Annotated in this window: 14 protein-coding genes and 2 tRNA genes; 11 read left to right on the plus strand and 5 right to left on the minus strand. The window is 69.9% G+C overall.

Annotated features, from left to right (window positions below; genetic code table 11):
- Nucleotides 1-529: 529 nt before the first annotated feature.
- Nucleotides 530-1015, minus strand: a complete 486-nt coding sequence (locus tag AB0950_RS03775; protein ID WP_360144669.1) for a ribose-5-phosphate isomerase — start codon at nt 1013-1015, stop codon at nt 530-532.
- 248 nt (nt 1016-1263) lie between these two features.
- On the opposite strand from AB0950_RS03775, the gene AB0950_RS03780 reads away from it, so the two are divergent.
- Nucleotides 1264-2691 carry an amino acid permease gene (locus tag AB0950_RS03780; RefSeq protein WP_360144666.1) on the plus strand — a complete coding sequence of 476 codons (1428 nt, stop codon included), beginning with the start codon at nt 1264-1266 and terminating at the stop codon, nt 2689-2691.
- Nucleotides 2692-2792: 101 nt separating this feature from the next.
- On the opposite strand, the gene AB0950_RS03785 is transcribed toward AB0950_RS03780, so the two are convergent.
- On the minus strand, nt 2793-4037 hold the full coding sequence (locus tag AB0950_RS03785; RefSeq protein ID WP_366777730.1) for a GNAT family N-acetyltransferase: 1245 nt from the start codon (nt 4035-4037) through the stop codon (nt 2793-2795).
- 175 nt (nt 4038-4212) lie between these two features.
- On the opposite strand from AB0950_RS03785, the gene AB0950_RS03790 reads away from it, so the two are divergent.
- A complete protein-coding gene (locus AB0950_RS03790; protein ID WP_360144660.1) occupies nt 4213-5385 on the plus strand; it encodes a PP2C family protein-serine/threonine phosphatase in 1173 nt (390 codons plus the stop codon).
- Nucleotides 5386-5411: 26 nt separating this feature from the next.
- On the plus strand, nt 5412-5873 hold the full coding sequence (locus tag AB0950_RS03795; protein ID WP_366777731.1) for an HD domain-containing protein: 462 nt from the start codon (nt 5412-5414) through the stop codon (nt 5871-5873).
- On the opposite strand, the gene AB0950_RS03800 is transcribed toward AB0950_RS03795, so the two are convergent.
- Nucleotides 5863-6987: an acyltransferase family protein gene (locus tag AB0950_RS03800; RefSeq protein WP_360144654.1), complete on the minus strand. Its 1125-nt coding sequence runs from the start codon at nt 6985-6987 to the stop codon at nt 5863-5865. The two genes, AB0950_RS03795 and AB0950_RS03800, sit on opposite strands and share 11 nt — an antisense overlap.
- Before the next feature lie 534 nt (nt 6988-7521).
- Here AB0950_RS03800 and AB0950_RS03805 point away from each other — a divergent pair.
- Nucleotides 7522-7716 (plus strand): hypothetical protein, encoded by a 195-nt coding sequence (locus AB0950_RS03805; RefSeq protein WP_055703542.1) that lies wholly within the window; start codon nt 7522-7524, stop codon nt 7714-7716.
- 424 nt (nt 7717-8140) lie between these two features.
- Here the strand turns inward: AB0950_RS03805 and AB0950_RS03810 are convergent.
- Nucleotides 8141-8211, minus strand: a tRNA-Gly gene (locus AB0950_RS03810).
- A 177-nt stretch (nt 8212-8388) separates the two neighbouring features.
- Here AB0950_RS03810 and AB0950_RS03815 point away from each other — a divergent pair.
- The 5 genes from AB0950_RS03815 to clpX all read left to right on the plus strand — a co-directional run bounded on the left by AB0950_RS03815 (nt 8389) and on the right by clpX (nt 13144).
- Nucleotides 8389-8465 (plus strand) — tRNA-Pro (locus tag AB0950_RS03815).
- A gap of 179 nt (nt 8466-8644) precedes the next feature.
- Nucleotides 8645-10027, plus strand: a complete 1383-nt coding sequence (tig, locus tag AB0950_RS03820; RefSeq protein ID WP_360144609.1) for a trigger factor — start codon at nt 8645-8647, stop codon at nt 10025-10027.
- A gap of 321 nt (nt 10028-10348) precedes the next feature.
- Nucleotides 10349-10954: an ATP-dependent Clp protease proteolytic subunit gene (locus tag AB0950_RS03825; RefSeq protein WP_360145480.1), complete on the plus strand. Its 606-nt coding sequence runs from the start codon at nt 10349-10351 to the stop codon at nt 10952-10954.
- A gap of 67 nt (nt 10955-11021) precedes the next feature.
- Nucleotides 11022-11687 (plus strand): ATP-dependent Clp protease proteolytic subunit, encoded by a 666-nt coding sequence (locus tag AB0950_RS03830; protein ID WP_059249543.1) that lies wholly within the window; start codon nt 11022-11024, stop codon nt 11685-11687.
- Nucleotides 11688-11857: 170 nt separating this feature from the next.
- Nucleotides 11858-13144, plus strand: a complete 1287-nt coding sequence (gene clpX, locus AB0950_RS03835; RefSeq protein WP_360144605.1) for an ATP-dependent Clp protease ATP-binding subunit ClpX — start codon at nt 11858-11860, stop codon at nt 13142-13144.
- Between the two features lie 67 nt (nt 13145-13211).
- Here clpX and AB0950_RS03840 read toward each other — a convergent pair whose 3' ends face one another.
- Nucleotides 13212-14210, minus strand: a complete 999-nt coding sequence (locus AB0950_RS03840; protein WP_366777732.1) for a hypothetical protein — start codon at nt 14208-14210, stop codon at nt 13212-13214.
- A 137-nt stretch (nt 14211-14347) separates the two neighbouring features.
- On the opposite strand from AB0950_RS03840, the gene AB0950_RS03845 reads away from it, so the two are divergent.
- Together AB0950_RS03845 and AB0950_RS03850 are read left to right on the plus strand one after the other, a co-directional pair.
- Nucleotides 14348-16972, plus strand: coding sequence for a valine--tRNA ligase (locus tag AB0950_RS03845; RefSeq protein WP_366777733.1), 2625 nt, complete (start codon nt 14348-14350; stop codon nt 16970-16972).
- A gap of 128 nt (nt 16973-17100) precedes the next feature.
- Nucleotides 17101-18612: a folylpolyglutamate synthase/dihydrofolate synthase family protein gene (locus AB0950_RS03850; protein WP_366777734.1), complete on the plus strand. Its 1512-nt coding sequence runs from the start codon at nt 17101-17103 to the stop codon at nt 18610-18612.
- Nucleotides 18613-18618 lie beyond the last annotated feature (6 nt).

The following is an 18618-nucleotide window of genomic DNA, read 5'->3' on the forward strand; positions in this document are numbered from 1 at the left end:
CCCGCCCACCCGTCTCGCCGGGTTGAGAGGTGGCCGGGTGGGCCGAGTTGGTGTTCCGGCGGACGGTCCGCGTGGGCGGGCCTTGCGTGTCTTCCCGCCCGCCCACCCGTCTCGCCGGGTTGAGAGGTGGCCGGGTGGGCCGAGTTGGTGTTCCGGCGGACGGTCCGCGTGGGCGGGCCTTGCGTGTCTTCCGACCCGCCCACCCGTCTCGCTGGGTCGAGAGGTGGCCGAGTCGGTTGAGCTGGTGCTCCGGCCGATCGGTCCGCGGGGGCGGGCCTTGCGGCTTTACCGCCCGCCCACTCGCCTGATCCGGCCGCCCGTCTCGCCCACCCGCCCGCCTTGTCCCCACCCACCTGCCCCGCCCTTCCCGTCTCGCCGGAGCCCGGGATGGACGACGAAGGCCGCCCGATGGCTCACCGGACCGAGTCGGCGAGGCCGGGGCCAGGGAGCGGAACCCCCGGGCGGCGGCCTTTCGGCCGAGCGAGTCGGGGGGCCGGCCACGGGGTCTGGGGGCGGAGCCCGCAGCGGCTCAGTCCTGCGGGTGGTGCGCCGGGATCGGGGGCAGGTCACCCGTCGTCTCGTACGCCGCCAGCATGTCGATCCGCCGAACGTGACGCTCGTCACCGGAGAACGGCGTGTTGAGGAAGACCTCGACGAACTTCGTCGCCTCCTCCGTGCTGTGCATGCGCGCACCCACCGCGACCACGTTGGCGTCGTTGTGCTGCCGCCCCAGCGCCGCGGTCTCCTCGCTCCAGGCCAGCGCCGCCCGCACGCCCTTCACCTTGTTCGCGGCGATCTGCTCCCCGTTGCCGGAGCCGCCGATCACGATGCCGAGGGCGTCGGCGTCCGCCGCCGTACGCTCCGCGGCGCGCAGGCAGAAGGGCGGGTAGTCGTCCTGGGCGTCGTAGATGTGCGGACCGCAGTCGACGGGCTCGTGCCCCGCCGCCTTGAGCCACTCGACGAGGTGGTTCTTCAGTTCGTAGCCAGCATGGTCGGAGCCGAGATACACGCGCATGCCATGAGTGTGACACGCGCACCATCGGGCAGCAGCCTCGGGTGGCGGCACCCAGCGACAGAGCGCCGACGCACCCCGCCGGCACTCCCTTGGCCAGGAGAAATGTGAGCGAGGCCATAGAACCTCAAGGGAACCTCAAATAACAATACGGATTCAGAGGTTCCCGAATCCATTCACCTCGGATTCACTGGACCGTCTCGTACACCGCTCGTGCGAGAGTTCACCCCTGGCGCAAAGGAATTCCGTCCATGACCCCTGGTTCGGGCCTCCAAGCAGGACTCAAGAACCGCCACCTGACGATGATCGCGATCGGTGGCGTCATCGGGGCCGGCCTCTTCGTCGGCTCCAGCACCGGTATCGCCACCGCGGGACCGGGCATCCTCCTGTCCTACGCCCTCGTCGGCACCCTCGTCGTCCTCGTGATGCGGATGCTCGGCGAGATGTCCGCCGCCAACCCCACCTCCGGCTCCTTCTCCGAGCACGCCGACCGTGCCCTCGGCCGCTGGGCCGGGTTCTCCATCGGCTGGCTCTACTGGTTCTTCTGGGTCGTCGTGCTGGCCGTCGAGGCCACCGCCGGCGCCAAGATCCTCTCGGGCTGGGTCCCGGACGTGCCGCAGTGGGGCTGGGCGCTCATCGTGATGACCGTGCTGACCGCGACCAACCTGGTCTCCGTCGGCTCCTACGGCGAGTTCGAGTTCTGGTTCGCCGGCATCAAGGTCGTGGCGATCGGCGCGTTCATCGTCATCGGTCTGCTGGCCGTCTTCGGCGTGCTTCCGGGGGTGCACGCGGACAAGGCGTCCTTCGGCAACCTGGCGAACCACGGCGGCTTCCTGCCGCACGGTCCCGGCGCCATCCTCACCGGTGTGCTGCTGGTCGTCTTCTCCTTCATGGGCAGCGAGATCGCGACCCTGGCGGCCGGCGAGTCCGAGGACCCGCAGCGGGCCGTCACCAAGGCCACCAACAGCATCATCTGGCGGATCGGCGTCTTCTACCTCGGCTCGATCCTCGTCGTGGTCTCGCTGCTGCCGTGGAACGACCCGTCCCTCGAGAAGCAGGGCTCCTACGTCGCCGCGCTGAACTCGCTCGGCATCCCCAACGCCGGCCAGATCATGAACGTCGTCATCCTGACGGCGGTGCTGTCCTGCCTCAACTCCGGCCTCTACACGGCCTCCCGCATGGCCTTCTCGCTCGGCCAGCGCGGTGACGCCCCGAAGGCGTTCGCCCGCACCACCTCGCGCGGCGTGCCGATGGCGGCGATCCTGTCCTCGGTCGTGTTCGGCTTCGTGGCCGTCTTCTTCAACTACGAGTTCCCCGACACGATCTTCCTCTTCCTGCTCAACTCCAGCGGCGCCGTGGCCCTGTTCGTCTGGCTGGCGATCTGCTTCTCGCAGCTGCGGATGCGCCGGATCATCCAGCGGGAGGCGCCGGAGAAGCTCGTCGTGAAGATGTGGCTCTACCCGTATCTGACCTGGGTGACGGCCGCCTTCATCATCGGCGTCCTCGGCTACATGCTGACCGACACCAAGGGCGAGAGCAGCGGCCGTACGACCGTGCTGCTGTCGGTGGGTGTCGCGGTGGCCGTGGTGCTGATCGCCCTGGTCAAGGAGAGCATCGCGGCGAAGCGCCGCACCGCCCCGGAGGCCGAGGCCCGGACCGACAAGGTCTCCGTCGGCTGACCGGCCTTTCCTCAACGACGACAGCACGGTGAAGGGATCCCTTCACCGTGCTGTCGTCGTCAAGGAACGCTGTCGTCGTCAAAGAACTAAGGAGCGGTGGTCTAGAACCCGTGCGGCAGCCAGGGCGCCACCGGTGAGCCGAACGCCACGGCCGCCTCCGTCAGCGATCCCGTCCGCAGCTCCCGCACCCGGCCGGCCGCCGCCAGCGACCGCAGCGTCGTCCCGCCGAGATACGCGGCACCCAACTCCCGTACGGAGAGGGAGAGGTCGGGAGCGTCGGAGGTGCGCTCGCACGACGCGCCCTTGGTGTCGCCCGTCAGCCGCCAACGCCCCGCGTTCCACGGGCAGAAGGCGTCCTCGACCTCCAGCACCACGTCCACGGGCGCCTGATAGGTGCGGGCCGACAGCGCCGTACCGACGTCGACCAGGCGGACGTAGGCGTCGTCCCGCAGGCGGGGCCGGCAGCGGCGGATGTCCGAGACCAGGTGGCGCCAGGCGCCGTCGACCGGCTGCGACCCCACCGACAGCGTCGTCATCAGGTCGATGCCGAACAGGAACCGCCACAGCGCCGCCTCCGTGACCGGATCGAGCGCGGCCAGGTCCTTGAGCTTCACCGTGCCGTCGTGCCCGCTCTCGCCCCAGCCCAGCTTGGTGCTGTAGCGGACGTACCCGGTGATCTCGCCGTCCCGCTCGGCGACCGCGCACCGCAGCGCCGACGCCCCGCCCCGCTGGCTCTCCGGATCGAGGACACCGGCCCGCTCCCAGCCGGGCTGCCGGGCCAGCATCCCGGGCCGCCGCGGCACCAGCGCCGCGTACACCGCCTCGCAGGCCGGGAGGACCTCGGCGGGTGACGCGTACCGCAGGCGTACGTCGTCCACGCCGGGCGGCAGCGACAGCGTGACCCGGCCCGTGTCGATCTCGGCGCTCGTACGGAAGGTCGCCGCGCCGTACCCGAAGCGGCCGTAGATCGCGGGCTCGGACGCGGTCAGCACCGCCAGCGGCTCGCGGCCCAGCGCCCGTACGTCGTCCAGCTGCCGGCGCATCATCGAGGTCAGCACCCCGCGCCGCCGGTGCGTGCCCGCCACGCTCACCATGGTCACCCCGGCCGCCGGGACCGCCGCCCCGCCCGGCACGGTCATCCGGAAGCTGAACGCGCCCGCCGTACCGACGATCTCGTCCCCGTCCCAGGCGGCCAGGGAGCGGTCGAACTCGGTGAGCGACCTGTCCAGCTCGCGCTCCTCGGCCGGCGCCGCCGGGGCGCCGAAGGCGCGGTACAGCACGTCGTACCACCGGTCCCAGTCGGACTCGCGCAGCACCCTCAACTCGGTTACCCGGTCAGACCCCATGGGCCATGCCTACCAGCGGGCCGCGGGCCGGGCCAGCGAATTTCCCGCGGGCGGCGGCGCGATGGCGCCCGTGTGCCGTTCACTGTGAGACGCACCGCGAAGCCGGGCCCCGCACGGGGGACAAGTGGGACCTCCCGTGCCAAGCAGCCGGTCCGATGGATAGGGTCGCGAACTAATGGCAGCAGGACGAGAGCGGCGATCGAAGGCCGAGACGCTGACGGCCCGGTGGAAGATGCAGTGGCATCGGGCCCGCACCGGCCTGCGCAGAAGCGCCGTGGACTACTTCCGCGGCGACGGCTCCGACTGGATCGCGTTCGCCGGACTGCTGCTCGCCATCCCCGTCCTCATGGCCATGACCCTGGTCGACTCGGTGTGGTGCTCCCCGGCCACCCTGGTGCTGCCGATCATCGCGGGCGGGCTGCTGCTGCGCCCGGCGAGCCTGCTCGGCCTGTACGCGGCCGGGGCCACCGCGCTGATCGTGGAGTCGGTGCGGCTCGGCCCCTACACCGAGGGGCCGTCACGTGTCACCCCGGGCGTGGTGCTGGTGGTGGCAGCCTGCGGTTTCTTCGGGCTGCTCACGGCGCAGTTCCGCAGCCGGGTCGGGGTGCCCTGGCGGCGCGGCGGCACCATGCTGTTCGACCTGCGCGAGCGGATCCGGGTGCAGAGCAAGCTGCCGAAGCTGCCGCAGGGCTGGCACCACGAGATGGCGCTGCGGCCGGCCGGCGGCCAGTCCTTCTCCGGCGACTTCGTCGTCGCCTCCCGCACGAACGGCGGCCGCACCCTGGAGGTCGTCCTCACGGACGTGTCCGGCAAGGGCATGGACGCCGGGTCGCGCGCCCTGCTGCTGTCGGGCGCCTTCGGCGGGCTGCTGGGCTCCCTGCCCCCGCACGCCTTCCTCCCGGCCGCGAACGGCTATCTGCTCCGCCAGGACTGGGAGGAGGGCTTCGCCACCTCCATCCATCTCGTCCTGGACCTCGACTCCGGGGACTACGAGCTGTACTCCGCGGGCCATCCGCCGGGGCTGCAACTGAGCGCGGGCAGCGGACGCTGGGAGGAGAAGGCCGCCGAGGGACCGCTGCTCGGTGTGTACGACGGCGCCCAGTTCGACCCCGTGAAGGGCTCGCTCCGCCCCGGAGACGTGCTGATGCTGTTCACGGACGGTCTGGTGGAGACCTCCGACCGCGACATCGTCGAGGGCATCGACCGCCTCACCGGCGAGGCCGACCGCTATGTCGCGGGCGGCTTCCACGGCGCCGCCTGGCACCTCATCGAGGCCGTCGCCAAGGACGTCAACGACGACCGGGCCCTGCTGCTGATCTGCCGCCAGGCGACGGCGACGCCCCGCTGACCGGCGCACCGGGCCACACTGGGGCGATGACACCACTCACGCTCGCGCAGGTCGAGGCCGTCGCCCGCGCCGCCCACGAGGGTCAGACCGACAAGGCGGGACGGCCGTACGCCGAGCATCTCGCCGCCGTCGCCGCCGGTGTGCGCGCCCGGGGCGGCGACGCGGAGCAGGTCGCGGCGGCCTGGCTGCACGACTCCGTCGAGGACGACGCGCTCAGCCGCCAGTGGCTCGAACAGGCGGCGCTGACCGCGCGGACGAAGGCCATCGTGGACGCCCTCACCAAACGGCCGGGGGAGGAGCCGGAGGCGTACGCCCGGCGGATCCTCGCCACGGACGGCGCCCGGCTGGTGAAGGAGGCCGACCTCGCGCACAACGCCGACCCGCGGCGGCTCGCCGCCCTGGACCAGCCGACCCGGACGAGGCTGACCGAGAAGTACGCCCGGATGCGCGCCCTTCTCGGTCTGCCGGAGCCGGCTCCTAGGCGCTGACCTTCTCCCGCTCGCGCTCCTTCTGCCCACGCCTGCGTGCGAGTTCGGCCGCGTCCTGCTTGAACGCCCACTCCATCCGCGGCTCCATCGCGAACCGGAACACCCGCTGGACGGGCTTGGTGCACAGCAGGGTGACGGCGGCCCCCGCGAGGAGGGTCACCAGGATCTCGCCCAGCGGGCGGTGCAGCCAGGCGTGGTCGAACAGGCCGCGGTAGTCGGCGAACTTCACCAGGAAGCCGTGCAGCAGATAGCCGTACAGGGTGCCCGCGCCCAGGGCGGTGAACCACGTCCTGCGGCGCGGCACCCAGGAGTAGAAGCAGGCCGTCAGCAGCAGCGAGCAGCCCATCAGCGCCAGCGTCATCACCGGGCCGCACCACCAGGGCGCGCCCAGCTCCTGCGCCGCGTCACGGTGGTAGAACCACGCGGTGTTCATCCGCGGCACCGCCCACCAGCCGACGGCCAGCGCGGCGGCGAACACCGGCACCGCGGCGATCCGCACCGAGCGGCGGCGCACCCGCTGGAAGTGCTCGGGCTTCATGCACAGGCCGAGCACGAAGTACGGCAGGAACTGCAGGACGCGCTGCAGGTCCAGGTCGTCGCCGATGTTCGGGGTGACGGACGCCAGCATCGCGATGCCGAGGGCGACCGCGAACGGGGAGCGCACCAGCTTCCAGATCGGCGTCGTCAGCCGCCAGACGAACAGGGCGACCAGGAACCAGGTCAGATACCAGGGGTCGAGGAGGCTGATCTCCTCGTGCGAGCCCGTGATGAGGTTCTTGAACGTCGGGTACGCCGTCTCGAACAGGACGTACGGCACCACCACACCGGTGATCAGCCGCTTCAGCCGGTCCGGGCGCATGTCGAAACTGCGCGAGAAGAAGCCCGAGATGATGATGAACGCCGGCATGTGGAAGCAGTACACGACGGTGTAGACCGCCTCCAGGATCCGGCTGTCGCCCTTCAGCGGCTCCCAGGAATGACCCATCGCGACGAGCACGATCGCCAGGTACTTGGCGTTGTCGAAGAACGCGTCGCGCTGTTTGCCGCCCGGCGGCCGACTGCCTGGCTTTTCACCGGGTCTGTCCGCCTTCGCCGGACCCTCCTGCGCACTCATCGGGGTACGCGGACCGGGCACTCCGGCCGCCGGCGACTGCGCCGGGGGGAGCGGCCTGCGGTTCTGGCCGGGGGACGAGGCGGCGTCAAACATCTCAGGCACCCTAGCGTTGTCCATGGGATTTCGTAAAACCCCGGCAGTCATTCCTGGTTATCGCCTTCGGATACCCGCTGATTTACAGAACTTGCCTCCCCTGTCTACGTGATGGCAGGCACACAGGAGCCGTCAGATCACCCTCGATGTCCCGATTCATCCGCACTAAATGGGGCATACGGCGTCTCTGTGTCATCAATTCGAATTACCTGTACACAGGATGTGTGGAGGCGGCAACGAAGTCGCGCAATTCCCGCGGCAGTCACGCACCGGCGACCCCGTCGAATTACCGTGCGGCGCATCGTCCGCACCGGTCGGGCGTCCGACGTTGTGTCACGGTCCGCATGGGCGGGCCGGGTTGGTGGCACGATGGTTCTGGCGGGGGTGCGCGGGCCGTACCTCCGGGCCGGGAGAGCGGACCGACCGAGGGTGTGATCAGTTGTGGCCATTTCACTGTCTGTGGTGCTGCTGTTGGCGATCATCCTTGTAGTGCTCCTGAGAGGGGGCAACATCAAGGCGGGCCCCGCGATCGTCGCGGTCCTCTTCGGCTTCTTCCTCGCGTCGACCGGCATGGCCCCGTCCATCGACCGCTTCCTGAACTCGATAGCGGACTCGATCAGCTCGATCAAGTTCTGACGGGGGCGGCCCCCGGGGGGTTCGCTGACGGGGGCGGGGCCGGGCCGAGGGCTCGCCGGCCGGGGGCGTGGCCTGGAGGCCCGCTGACGGGTGCACGCTCCGGGGCGCTGGCGGGCGGGGGCCCCGGCACTCACGGCGCGCGGAAGGATTTCGGCGAAGGGGGCGCGCGGCGTCCGAGGCGACCGGGACGGGTGGACGGCGTCCGCGTGGACGGGTGGGGATGCGGTGTCCGAGTCGGCGGGCGGGGATACGGCGTCCGAGTCGGCGGGCGGGGATACGGCGTCCGAGTCGGCGGGGACCCGGCGTCCGAGCCGGCGCCGCCGGGCACGGCCCCGGGCACGCCGGGCACGACCCCGGACATGCCTGAGGCCCGGCCCCGCCGAAGCGGGGCCGGGCCTCAGGGCCGGTCGGAGCGACCGATCGGAGCGGGCGACGGGAATCGAACCCGCGTAGCTAGTTTGGAAGACTAGGGCTCTACCATTGAGCTACGCCCGCGACAGTGCGCCGCAGGTCGGTGACCGCGGCACTGGAAGGCATCGTAGCGGGTCGGCCGCCGCGGAGGCCAACGAGTTGATCCGGGAGAGCCGCCGAAGGTCCGCCCTCCCGGGCGCGGCCTCGCGGAATGCGGCCGACGCCGTCGCCCGGTGCATGTACCCTACGTGTCGCACCAGACGGGGTGTGGCGCAGCTTGGTAGCGCGTCCGCTTTGGGAGCGGAAGGCCGTGGGTTCAAATCCCGCCACCCCGACCACCGGCTCGACGGCACCTGATGATCGCCTTTTGGGGCGCTGACCGGCTGCGGTTACTATGCAAGCTGCGCGCCCGTGTGTCCCGGCCCTCACGGCCTACGAACTCCTCCGGGCGGCGAAATCCGCCGGACCTGTCTGGCTCCGGCAGAACCCAAGCAGTCAGCCACAAGGAGACCGAACCGTGAAGAGCGCCGTGGAGACCCTGAACCCGACCCGGGTTCGGCTCACTGTCGAGGTGCCCTTCGAGGAGCTCAAGGACAGCCTCGACGCGGCGTACAAGAAGATCAACCAGCAGGTCACGGTGAAGGGCTTCCGCAAGGGCAAGATCCCCGCCCGTGTCATCGACCAGCGGTTCGGCCGGGGCGCCGTGCTCGAGGAGGCCGTCAACGACGCGCTTCCGAAGTTCTACACCGAGGCGGTCAACGAGGCGGAGCTGAGCCCGCTCGGCCAGCCCGAGGTCGACATCACCGAGCTGAAGGACGGCGAGACGCTGAACTTCACCGCCGAGGTCGACATCCGCCCGGCCCTGGAGATCCCGGACTACTCCGGCATCGAGGTCGAGGTCGACGCCGTGGAGGTGACCGACGAGGACGTCGAGAAGTCCGTGGAGCAGCTGCGTGAGCGCTTCGCGTCGACCACTCCCGTCGAGCGCGCCGCCGAGGACGGCGACGTCGTCACCATCGACCTGCAGGCCAAGGTCGACGGCGAGGTCCTCGAGGACGGCATCGCCAACGGCGTCTCCTACACCATCGGCTCCGGTGAGCTGCTCGACGGCATCGACGACGCCGTCAAGGGCCTGTCCGCCGGCGAGGAGGCCACCTTCACCTCCGAGCTGAAGGGCGGCTCCGCCGCGGGCAAGGAGGCCGAGGTCGCCGTCAAGGTCACCCAGGTCGCCAAGCGCGAACTGCCCGAGCTGGACGACGAGTTCGCGCAGCTCGCCTCCGAGTTCGACACCCTGGAGGAGCTGAGGGCCGACAGCCGCAAGCGCCTCGCGAACATGAAGCAGTTCGACCAGGCCACCCAGGCCCAGGAGCGCGTCCTGGAGAAGCTGCTCGAGCTGGTCGAGGTCCCGGTCCCCGAGAAGCTGCTCGAGGACGAGATCAACACCCGCAAGCACAACCTGGAGCACCACCAGCTGGGGCAGATGGGTCTCACCCTCGACAAGTACCTGGAGATCCAGGGCAAGACCGCCGAGGAGTTCGACGCCGAGACCCGCGAGGCGGCGATCAAGGGCATCAAGACCCAGTTCGTCCTGGACGAGCTGGTCAAGAAGGAGCAGCTCAACGTCAACCAGGAGGAGCTCACCGAGCACCTCATGCGGCGCGCCGCCTCCTCCGGCATGTCCCCCGACCAGTTCGCCCAGGCCGTCGTCGAGGGCGGCCAGGTGCCGCTCCTGGTCGGCGAGGTCGCCCGCGGCAAGGCCCTGGCCGTCGTGGTCGAGGCCGCCACGGTGAAGGACACCAACGGCGAGATCGTCGACCTGGACGACGAGGAGGACACCGAGGAGGCACCGGCCGAGGCCGCCGAGGCGGCTGAGACCTCCGAGGAGACCACCGAGGGCTGACCGCCCCCTACGGCGCCTACAAGCCCGCACAACGGGCCCTGGGACTGTCCCCAGGGCCCGTTCGTCGTATGCGGGGTGATAGCTGACCTCAGGGGCGCGGGGAACTGCGCGAACGACCCCCACCCATCCGCAGCCCGACAACCACCCGCACCACCCCCCGCAAACCGCACCCGGCGCCCGGCGGAGCCGCTACGCCCCCGGCGAACACCCGCATTCCCGGGATTCCCCGAAGGGACCATCGCGTTAGGGTCCATGAAAGGCAGAACAATGAGACGGCCCGGCGCCGTCGCAAGACGAGCAGGTGGATACGTGACGAATCTGATGCCCTCCGCCGCCGGCGAGCCTTCCATCGGTGGTGGCCTCGGCGACCAGGTCTACAACCGGCTGCTCAACGAGCGGATCATCTTCCTCGGCCAGCAGGTTGACGACGACATCGCCAACAAGATCACGGCCCAGATGCTGCTCCTGGCCGCCGACCCGAACAAGGACATCTACCTGTACATCAACAGCCCCGGCGGTTCGGTGACGGCCGGCATGGCGATCTACGACACCATGCAGTACATCCCGAACGACGTGGTGACGATCGCCATGGGCATGGCGGCCTCGATGGGCCAGTTCCTGCTCACCGGCGGCAGCGCGGGCAAGCGCTTCGCCCTCCCGCACGCGGACATCATGATGCACCAGGGCTCCGCCGGCCTCGGCGGCACGGTCTCGGACATCAAGATCCAGGCCGAGTACCTGATGCGCACCAAGAAGCGCATGTCGGAGCTGACCGCGCTGCACTCCGGCCAGACGGTCGAGACGATCATCCGGGACGGCGACCGCGACCGCTGGTTCACCCCGGAGGAGGCCAAGGAGTACGGTCTCATTGACGAGATCATCACGCACGCCTCGGGTGTTCCGGGAGGCGGCGGCACCGGTGCCTGACCGGCCCGGCCACGCCATGCACCGCGACGACACCAGCCCCCCGAACGCCACCAGGACGGTGAACCCCATGAGCAACTTCCCCGGCGCCGCCAGCGGCATGTACGAAGGGCCGCGCCCCGACAGCCGCTATGTCATCCCGCGCTTCGTCGAGCGCACCTCCCAGGGCATCCGCGAGTACGACCCGTACGCGAAGCTCTTCGAGGAGCGCGTGATCTTCCTGGGCGTCCAGATCGACGACGCCTCCGCCAACGACGTCATGGCGCAGCTGCTGTGCCTTGAGTCGATGGACCCCGACCGGGACATCTCGATCTACATCAACAGCCCCGGCGGCGACATGACCGCCCTCACGGCGATCTACGACACGATGCAGTTCGTGAAGCCCGACATCCAGACGGTCTGCATGGGCCAGGCGGCCTCCGCCGCGGCCATCCTGCTCGCCGCCGGCACGCCGGGCAAGCGCATGGCGCTGCCGAACTCCCGCGTGCTGATCCACCAGCCGGCGGGCTCCACCGGCCGCGGTCAGCTCTCCGACCTGGAGATCATCGCCAACGAGTTCACCCGGATGCGTGAGCAGCTGGAGAACATGCTGGCCAAGCACTCGAACCGGCCGATCGAGCAGGTCCGCGAGGACATCGAGCGCGACAAGATCCTCACGGCCGAGGAGGCGCTGGAGTACGGCCTCGTCGACCAGATCATCTCCACCCGCAAGCTGAACAACGCCGCGGTCCGCTGACGCGGCACGGCATACTACGGGCCCCCCTTGGCAGGGCCTACCGGAAAGTGAACCCTGCCAAGGGGGGCCCGAACACGGGGCCCGGCAAGGTACCGTCGACATAAGGCAGCACCAGGAGCCGCTGGACTCGAAAGCGTCCGGGCGTCTCCCAGGCGAAGGGGAAGCACACCGTGGCACGCATCGGTGACGGCGGCGATCTGCTCAAGTGCTCGTTCTGCGGCAAGAGCCAGAAGCAGGTCAAGAAGCTCATCGCAGGGCCCGGTGTGTACATCTGCGACGAGTGCATCGATCTCTGCAACGAGATCATCGAGGAGGAACTCGCCGAGACGAGCGAGGTGCGCTGGGAGGAACTCCCGAAGCCCCGCGAGATCTACGAGTTCCTCGAGGGCTACGTGGTCGGCCAGGAAGCGGCCAAGAAGGCCCTCTCGGTCGCGGTGTACAACCACTACAAGCGGGTCCAGGCGGGCGAGAACGGCGGCGCGAGCGGCCGTGACGACGCCATCGAGCTGGCGAAGTCCAACATCCTCCTGCTGGGCCCCACGGGCTCCGGCAAGACCCTGCTCGCGCAGACGCTGGCCCGCATGCTGAACGTCCCCTTCGCGATCGCCGACGCGACGGCGCTGACGGAGGCGGGCTATGTCGGCGAGGACGTCGAGAACATCCTCCTGAAGCTGATCCAGGCGGCGGACTACGACGTCAAGAAGGCCGAGACCGGGATCATCTACATCGACGAGATCGACAAGGTGGCGAGGAAGAGCGAGAACCCCTCGATCACCCGCGACGTCTCCGGTGAAGGCGTCCAGCAGGCCCTGCTGAAGATCCTCGAGGGCACCACGGCCTCGGTCCCGCCCCAGGGCGGCCGCAAGCACCCGCACCAGGAGTTCATCCAGATCGACACGACGAACGTCCTGTTCATCGTGGGCGGCGCCTTCGCGGGCCTGGAGAAGATCATCGAGGCGCGGGCCGGCGCGAAGGGCATCGGCTTCGGCGCGACGATCCTGTCCAAGCGCGAGCTGGAGGCCAAGGACGTCTTCGAGGACGTCATGCCGGAGGACCTGGTCAAGTTCGGCATGATCCCGGAGTTCATCGGCCGTCTCCCGGTGATCACGAGCGTCCACAACCTCGACCGCGAAGCGCTCCTGAAGATCCTCGTGGAACCGCGCAACGCCCTGGTCAAGCAGTACGAGCGCCTCTTCGAACTCGACGGTGTGGAGCTGGACTTCGAGCGCGAGGCCCTGGAGGCCATCGCCGACCAGGCCATCCTCCGCCAGACCGGCGCCCGAGGCCTGCGCGCCATCATGGAGGAAGTCCTCCAGGGCGTGATGTACGAGGTCCCGTCCCGCAAGGACGTGGCCCGCGTCGTCATCACGGCCGACGTGGTCCTCTCCAACGTCAACCCGACCCTGATCCCCCGCGACGCCCGCGGCCGGGGGGCGGGGGAGCAGAAGTCGGCGTAACCGCCGCAGACGCACCGAAGGGGCCCCGGTCGACCGACCGGGGCCCCTTCGCGTCAGACCTACGGCGTCAGGCCTTCACTCGCACGTCGTTGCGCAGCTTCGCGGCGATGTCGGCCACGTCCTGCATGCTCGACCCCTTGCCGCTGGCCAGGCCGGCGAAGTCGAACGACGTGATGATGGCCATGGTGCTGTGATCGCCCCAGATGCAGATCGGCACGGACATGGTCTTCGGCATGCCCTCTTCCGCGCTGTCGTTCGTGACCTGGCTCTCCTGGCACTTCAGGATGCCGTTGCTGAACCCGGACGGCTTGAACTCCTGCGGGGAGCCGACGAGCTTGCCCTTGGTCTCGTCGCCGCTCGACTGGCTGTTCTCCTTCTCGGACTTGGTCTTCGCCTCGGCGAACATCGCGTCGACGGCCGCCTCGGGATCCTTGATGGTGCCGTACGTGCCCTCGAACACCAGGCTTTTGGCGGTGAACCCGGTACCGGCCTTGTAGCCGGCCTGAAGGGCCTGCGCGTTCTGGACGCCGGCCTTCTTGAAGTCGTTCATGTCGTCCTCGCTCACCGAGGAGTCCGACGAGTCGGCCGACTTCTTGTACGTCCCGTTGATCACCGTCGCCGGAGCGACCAGCTTGTGCGGCCCGTCGTCCGCCACGCTTCCGCTGCCGCCGCCCCCGCCGATCACGAAGTACGCGCCCACCGCCACGGCCGCCACCACGGCCACCGCGCCGATGATCAGACCCGTCTTCTTCTTGCCGCCGCCCGCCTGCGGCGCCTGCGGCATGCCGTAGGGCTGCTGCTGGCCGTACGGGTTCGGCTGCTGCGGCACACCCTGCTGCGGGTAGCCCCCCTGCTGCGGGTAGCCGTACCCCGGCTGCGGCGGCGCGGCCGGAGGCGCCTGCTGCGGGTAGCCGTAGCCGGGCTGCGGGGCCTGCGGCTGCTGGCCGTACGGGCCCGGCTGACCGTAGGGCCCCGGCTGGCCGTACGGACCGGGCTGCCCCTGCTGGCCGTAGGGACCCGGCTGCTGGGGCTGCCCGCCGTACGGGCCCGGCTGGTTGTTGCTCATTTCTGGGTTCCCCCTCGGATGCTTATGTGTTCCTGACATCCTGGCCCAGGCCCGGGAAACGCACGGCACCGGGGGCCGCACCGTTACAGAACAAACGCGTTTCGGGACCGGCCCGTGACACCTCTAAACTGAGCCCCGTGACCGAGAACGCTCAGCAGCAGCCACCCGCGCCCGACCCCGAACTGCCGACCCAGTACGCGCCGGCCGATGTAGAGGGGCCGCTGTACGAGCGCTGGGTGGAGCGGGGTTACTTCGAGGCGGACGAGAAGAGCGACAAGCCGCCGTACACGATCGTCATCCCGCCGCCGAACGTCACGGGCAGCCTGCACCTCGGGCACGCCTTCGAGCACACCCTCATCGACGCCCTGACCCGCCGCAAGCGCATGCAGGGGTACGAGACGCTGTGGCAGCCCGGCATGGACCACGCCGGCATCGCCACGCAGAACGTCGTCGAGCGCGAGCTGGGCAAGGAGGGCAAGTCCCGGCACGACCTCGGCCGCGAGGCGTTCGTCGAGCGCGTCTGGCAGTGGAAGGCCGAGTCCGGCGGGCAGATCTCCGGCCAGATGCGCCGCCTCGGCGACGGCGTCGCCTGGTCCCGTGAGCGCTTCACCATGGACGAGGGCCTCTCCCAGGCCGTCCAGACCATCTTCAAGCGCCTCTACGACGACGAGCTGATCTACCGCGCCGAGCGCATCATCAACTGGTGCCCCCGCTGCCTGACGGCCATCTCGGACATCGAGGTCGAGTACCAGGACGACGACGGCGAGCTCGTCTCCATGAAGTACGGCGACGGGGACGACACCATCGTCGTCGCCACCACCCGCGCCGAGACGATGCTCGGCGACACCGCCGTCGCCGTCCACCCCGACGACGAGCGCTACAAGCACCTGGTCGGCAAGCTCATCAGGCTCCCGCTGACCGACCGCTCCATCCCGGTCGTCGCCGACACCCACGTCGACCCCGAGTTCGGCACCGGCGCCGTCAAGGTCACCCCGGCGCACGACCCGAACGACTTCGAGATCGGCCAGCGGCACGACCTGCCGTCCATCACGATCATGGACGAGCACGCCGTCATCACCGCCCACGGTCCTTTCCAGGGCCTGGACCGGCTCGAGGCCCGTTCCGCCATCGTCGCCGCGCTGCGCGCCGAGGGCCGGATCGTCGCCGAGAAGCGGCCGTACGTCCACTCCGTCGGCCACTGCTCGCGCTGCAAGACCACCATCGAGCCGCGCCTGTCGATGCAGTGGTGGGTCAAGGTCGGCCCGCTGGCCAAGGCCGCCGGCGACGCCGTCCGCGACGGCCGCGTCAAGATCCACCCGCAGGAGATGGAGAAGCGGTACTTCGACTGGGTCGACAACCTCCACGACTGGTGCATCTCGCGGCAGTTGTGGTGGGGCCACCGCATCCCGGTCTGGTACGGCCCGGAGGGTGAAGTCGTCTGCGTCGGGCCCGACGAGGAGCCCCCGACCGGCGAGGGCTGGCACCAGGACACCGACGTCCTGGACACCTGGTTCTCCTCGGGCCTGTGGCCGTTCTCCACCCTCGGCTGGCCCGAACAGACCGAGTCGCTCGCGAAGTTCTACCCGAACTCCGTCCTGGTCACCGGCTACGACATCCTCTTCTTCTGGGTCGCCCGGATGATGATGTTCGGCCTGTACGCGATGGACGGCACCCCGCCGTTCCACACCATCGCGCTGCACGGCATGGTCCGCGACCAGTTCGGCAAGAAGATGTCGAAGTCCTTCGGCAACGCGGTCAACCCGCTGGACTGGATGGACAAGTACGGCTCCGACGCGCTCCGCTTCACCCTCGCGCGCGGCGCCAACCCCGGCGTCGACGTCCCGATCGGCGAGGACTGGGTCCAGGGCTCCCGCAACTTCGCCAACAAGATCTGGAACGCCACGCGCTTCGCGCTGATGAACGGCGCCACGGTGGAGGGCCCGCTGCCGGCGCCGGAGAAGATGTCGGCGACGGACCGCTGGATCCTCTCCCGGCTCAACTCGGTGGTCGCCGAAGTCGACGCCCACTACGAGGACTTCCAGTTCGCGAAGCTCTCCGACGCCCTCTTCCACTTCGCGTGGGACGAGGTCTTCGACTGGTACGTGGAGCTGTCCAAGACCGTCTTCCAGGCGGGCGGCGAGCCGGCCGAGGTCAGCAAGCGGGTCCTCGGTGAGGTTCTGGACGTCACCCTGAAGCTGCTGCACCCAGTGGTCCCGTTCGTCACGGAGACCCTGTGGACCACTCTCACGGGTGGTGAGTCGCTCGTGATCGCCGACTGGCCGAAGGACAGTGGCTTCCGCGACGCCGACGCCGAGCGGGAGATCGAGACCCTCCAGTCCGTCATCACCGAGGTCCGCCGCTTCCGCGCCGACCAGGGCCTCCAGCCCGGCCAGCGCGTCCCGGCCCGCCTGACGCTCGACGGTACGGCCCTCGCCCCGCACGAGGCCGCCATCCGCCAGCTGCTGCGCCTCCAGCCGGAGGGCGAGAACTTCACGGCCACGGCCACCCTGCCGGTCGCCGGCGCCGAGGTCGCGCTCGACCTCTCCGGCACGATCGACGTGGCCGCCGAGCGCAAGCGCCTCGCGAAGGATCTCGCGGTGGCGGAGAAGGAGAAGGCCCAGGCCACGGCCAAGCTCGGCAACGAGGCGTTCCTCGCCAAGGCCCCGGAGCAGGTGGTGGACAAGATCCGCACGCGCCTGGCCAAGGCCGAGGAGGACATCACCCGCATCCAGGCCCAACTGGAGAAACTGCCGCAGGCGTAGCCGCACGACACCGAAGGCCCCCGGAGCCGTACAGGCACCGGGGGCCTTCGCAACCGGACCCGCACCCGGCAACGGTGAGCACCACCCCAAACCGGCCCTTTGTCACTGCGGCTCCGTAGACTGGCCCCGTGAGCGACCCGAACGGCACCGACCAGCCCGACCCCCTCGACAGCTTCGACGAGATCATCGCCGAGGAGACCACCCGCGACCCCGACCTCGCGGTGATCGAGGCCGGCAGCCGCACCCTGCGCACCCAGGGCGGCCCGCCGCAGGCCGACGTACCCGCCCGGCCCGAGGACCCCGAGGTCGACAAGGCTTTGCGCGAGGTCGAGGCGGAGCTGGCCACCCGCTGGGGCGAGACCAAGCTGGAGCCGTCGGTCAGCCGCATCTCCGCGCTGATGGACGTCCTGGGCGAGCCCCAGCGCTCGTACCCCTCGATCCACATCACGGGCACCAACGGCAAGACCTCCACCGCCCGCATGATCGAGGCCCTGCTCGGCGCCTTCGACCTGCGCACCGGCCGCTACACCAGCCCCCACGTGCAGTCGATCACCGAGCGGATCAGCCTGGACGGCGCCCCGATCTCCGCCGAGCGCTTCATCGAGACGTACGACGACATCAAGCCGTACGTCGAGATGGTGGACGGACAGCAGGAGTACCGGCTGTCGTTCTTCGAGGTCCTCACCGGCATGGCGTACGCGGCCTTCGCGGACGCGCCGGTCGACGTGGCCGTCGTCGAGGTCGGCATGGGCGGCTCCTGGGACGCCACCAATGTCATCGACGGCGATGTCGCGGTGATCACCCCGATCGACCTCGACCACACCGACCGCCTCGGCGAGACGACCGCGGAGATCGCCGGCGAGAAGAGCGGCATCATCAAGCAGGACGCGACCGTGATCCTGGCGCAGCAGCCGGTGGACGCGGCGCAGGTGCTGCTGAAGAAGGCCGTGGAGGTGGACGCCACCGTGGCCCGCGAGGGCCTGGAGTTCGGCGTCGTCGCCCGGCAGGTCGCCGTCGGCGGGCAGCTGCTCACGCTGCGCGGCCTCGGCGGCGAGTATCCCGAGATGTACCTCCCGCTGCACGGCGCCCACCAGGCGCACAACGCGGCCGTCGCCCTCGCCGCCGTGGAGGCGTTCTTCGGCGTCGGCGCCCAGCGCGCCGAGCCGCTGGACATCGACACCGTCCGCAAGGCCTTCGCGGCCGTGTCCTCGCCGGGCCGCCTGGAGGTCGTACGGCGCTCTCCCACCGTCGTGCTGGACGCCGCGCACAACCCCGCTGGGGCGCGGGTGACCGCGGAGGCGGTGCAGGAGGCGTTCGACTTCAGCCGGTTGATCGGCGTGGTCGGCGCGAGCGGCGACAAGAACGTCCGGGGCCTGCTGGAGGCCTTCGAGCCGATCTTCGCCGAGGTCGTCGTCACGCAGAACTCCAGCCACCGGGCCATGGACGCGGACGAGCTGGCCGCGATCGCCGTGGAGGTGTTCGGCGAGGAGCGGGTGCAGGTCGAGCCGCGGCTGCCGGACGCCCTGGAGGCCGCGATCACGCTGGCCGAGGAGGAGGGCGAGTTCGCGGGCGGCGGCGTGCTGGTCACCGGTTCCGTCATCACGGTGGGCGAGGCCCGCCTGCTCCTGGGGAAGGGCTGATCCGCG

This window comes from Streptomyces sp. NPDC007189 (assembly GCF_040703635.1).
GTDB lineage: Bacteria > Actinomycetota > Actinomycetes > Streptomycetales > Streptomycetaceae > Streptomyces.

What these genes read in the sequence shown, in the direction of transcription:
- AB0950_RS03775 (WP_360144669.1), bottom strand. Translation starts at nt 1,015, where the DNA reads ATGCGCGTGTATCTCGGCTCCGACCATGCTGGCTACGAACTGAAGAAC.
- AB0950_RS03780 (WP_360144666.1), top strand. Translation starts at nt 1,264, where the DNA reads ATGACCCCTGGTTCGGGCCTCCAAGCAGGACTCAAGAACCGCCACCTG.
- AB0950_RS03785 (WP_366777730.1), bottom strand. Translation starts at nt 4,037, where the DNA reads ATGGGGTCTGACCGGGTAACCGAGTTGAGGGTGCTGCGCGAGTCCGAC.
- AB0950_RS03790 (WP_360144660.1), top strand. Translation starts at nt 4,213, where the DNA reads ATGGCAGCAGGACGAGAGCGGCGATCGAAGGCCGAGACGCTGACGGCC.
- AB0950_RS03795 (WP_366777731.1), top strand. Translation starts at nt 5,412, where the DNA reads ATGACACCACTCACGCTCGCGCAGGTCGAGGCCGTCGCCCGCGCCGCC.
- AB0950_RS03800 (WP_360144654.1), bottom strand. Translation starts at nt 6,987, where the DNA reads ATGAGTGCGCAGGAGGGTCCGGCGAAGGCGGACAGACCCGGTGAAAAG.
- AB0950_RS03825 (WP_360145480.1), top strand. Translation starts at nt 10,349, where the DNA reads ATGCCCTCCGCCGCCGGCGAGCCTTCCATCGGTGGTGGCCTCGGCGAC.
- AB0950_RS03830 (WP_059249543.1), top strand. Translation starts at nt 11,022, where the DNA reads ATGAGCAACTTCCCCGGCGCCGCCAGCGGCATGTACGAAGGGCCGCGC.
- AB0950_RS03840 (WP_366777732.1), bottom strand. Translation starts at nt 14,210, where the DNA reads ATGAGCAACAACCAGCCGGGCCCGTACGGCGGGCAGCCCCAGCAGCCG.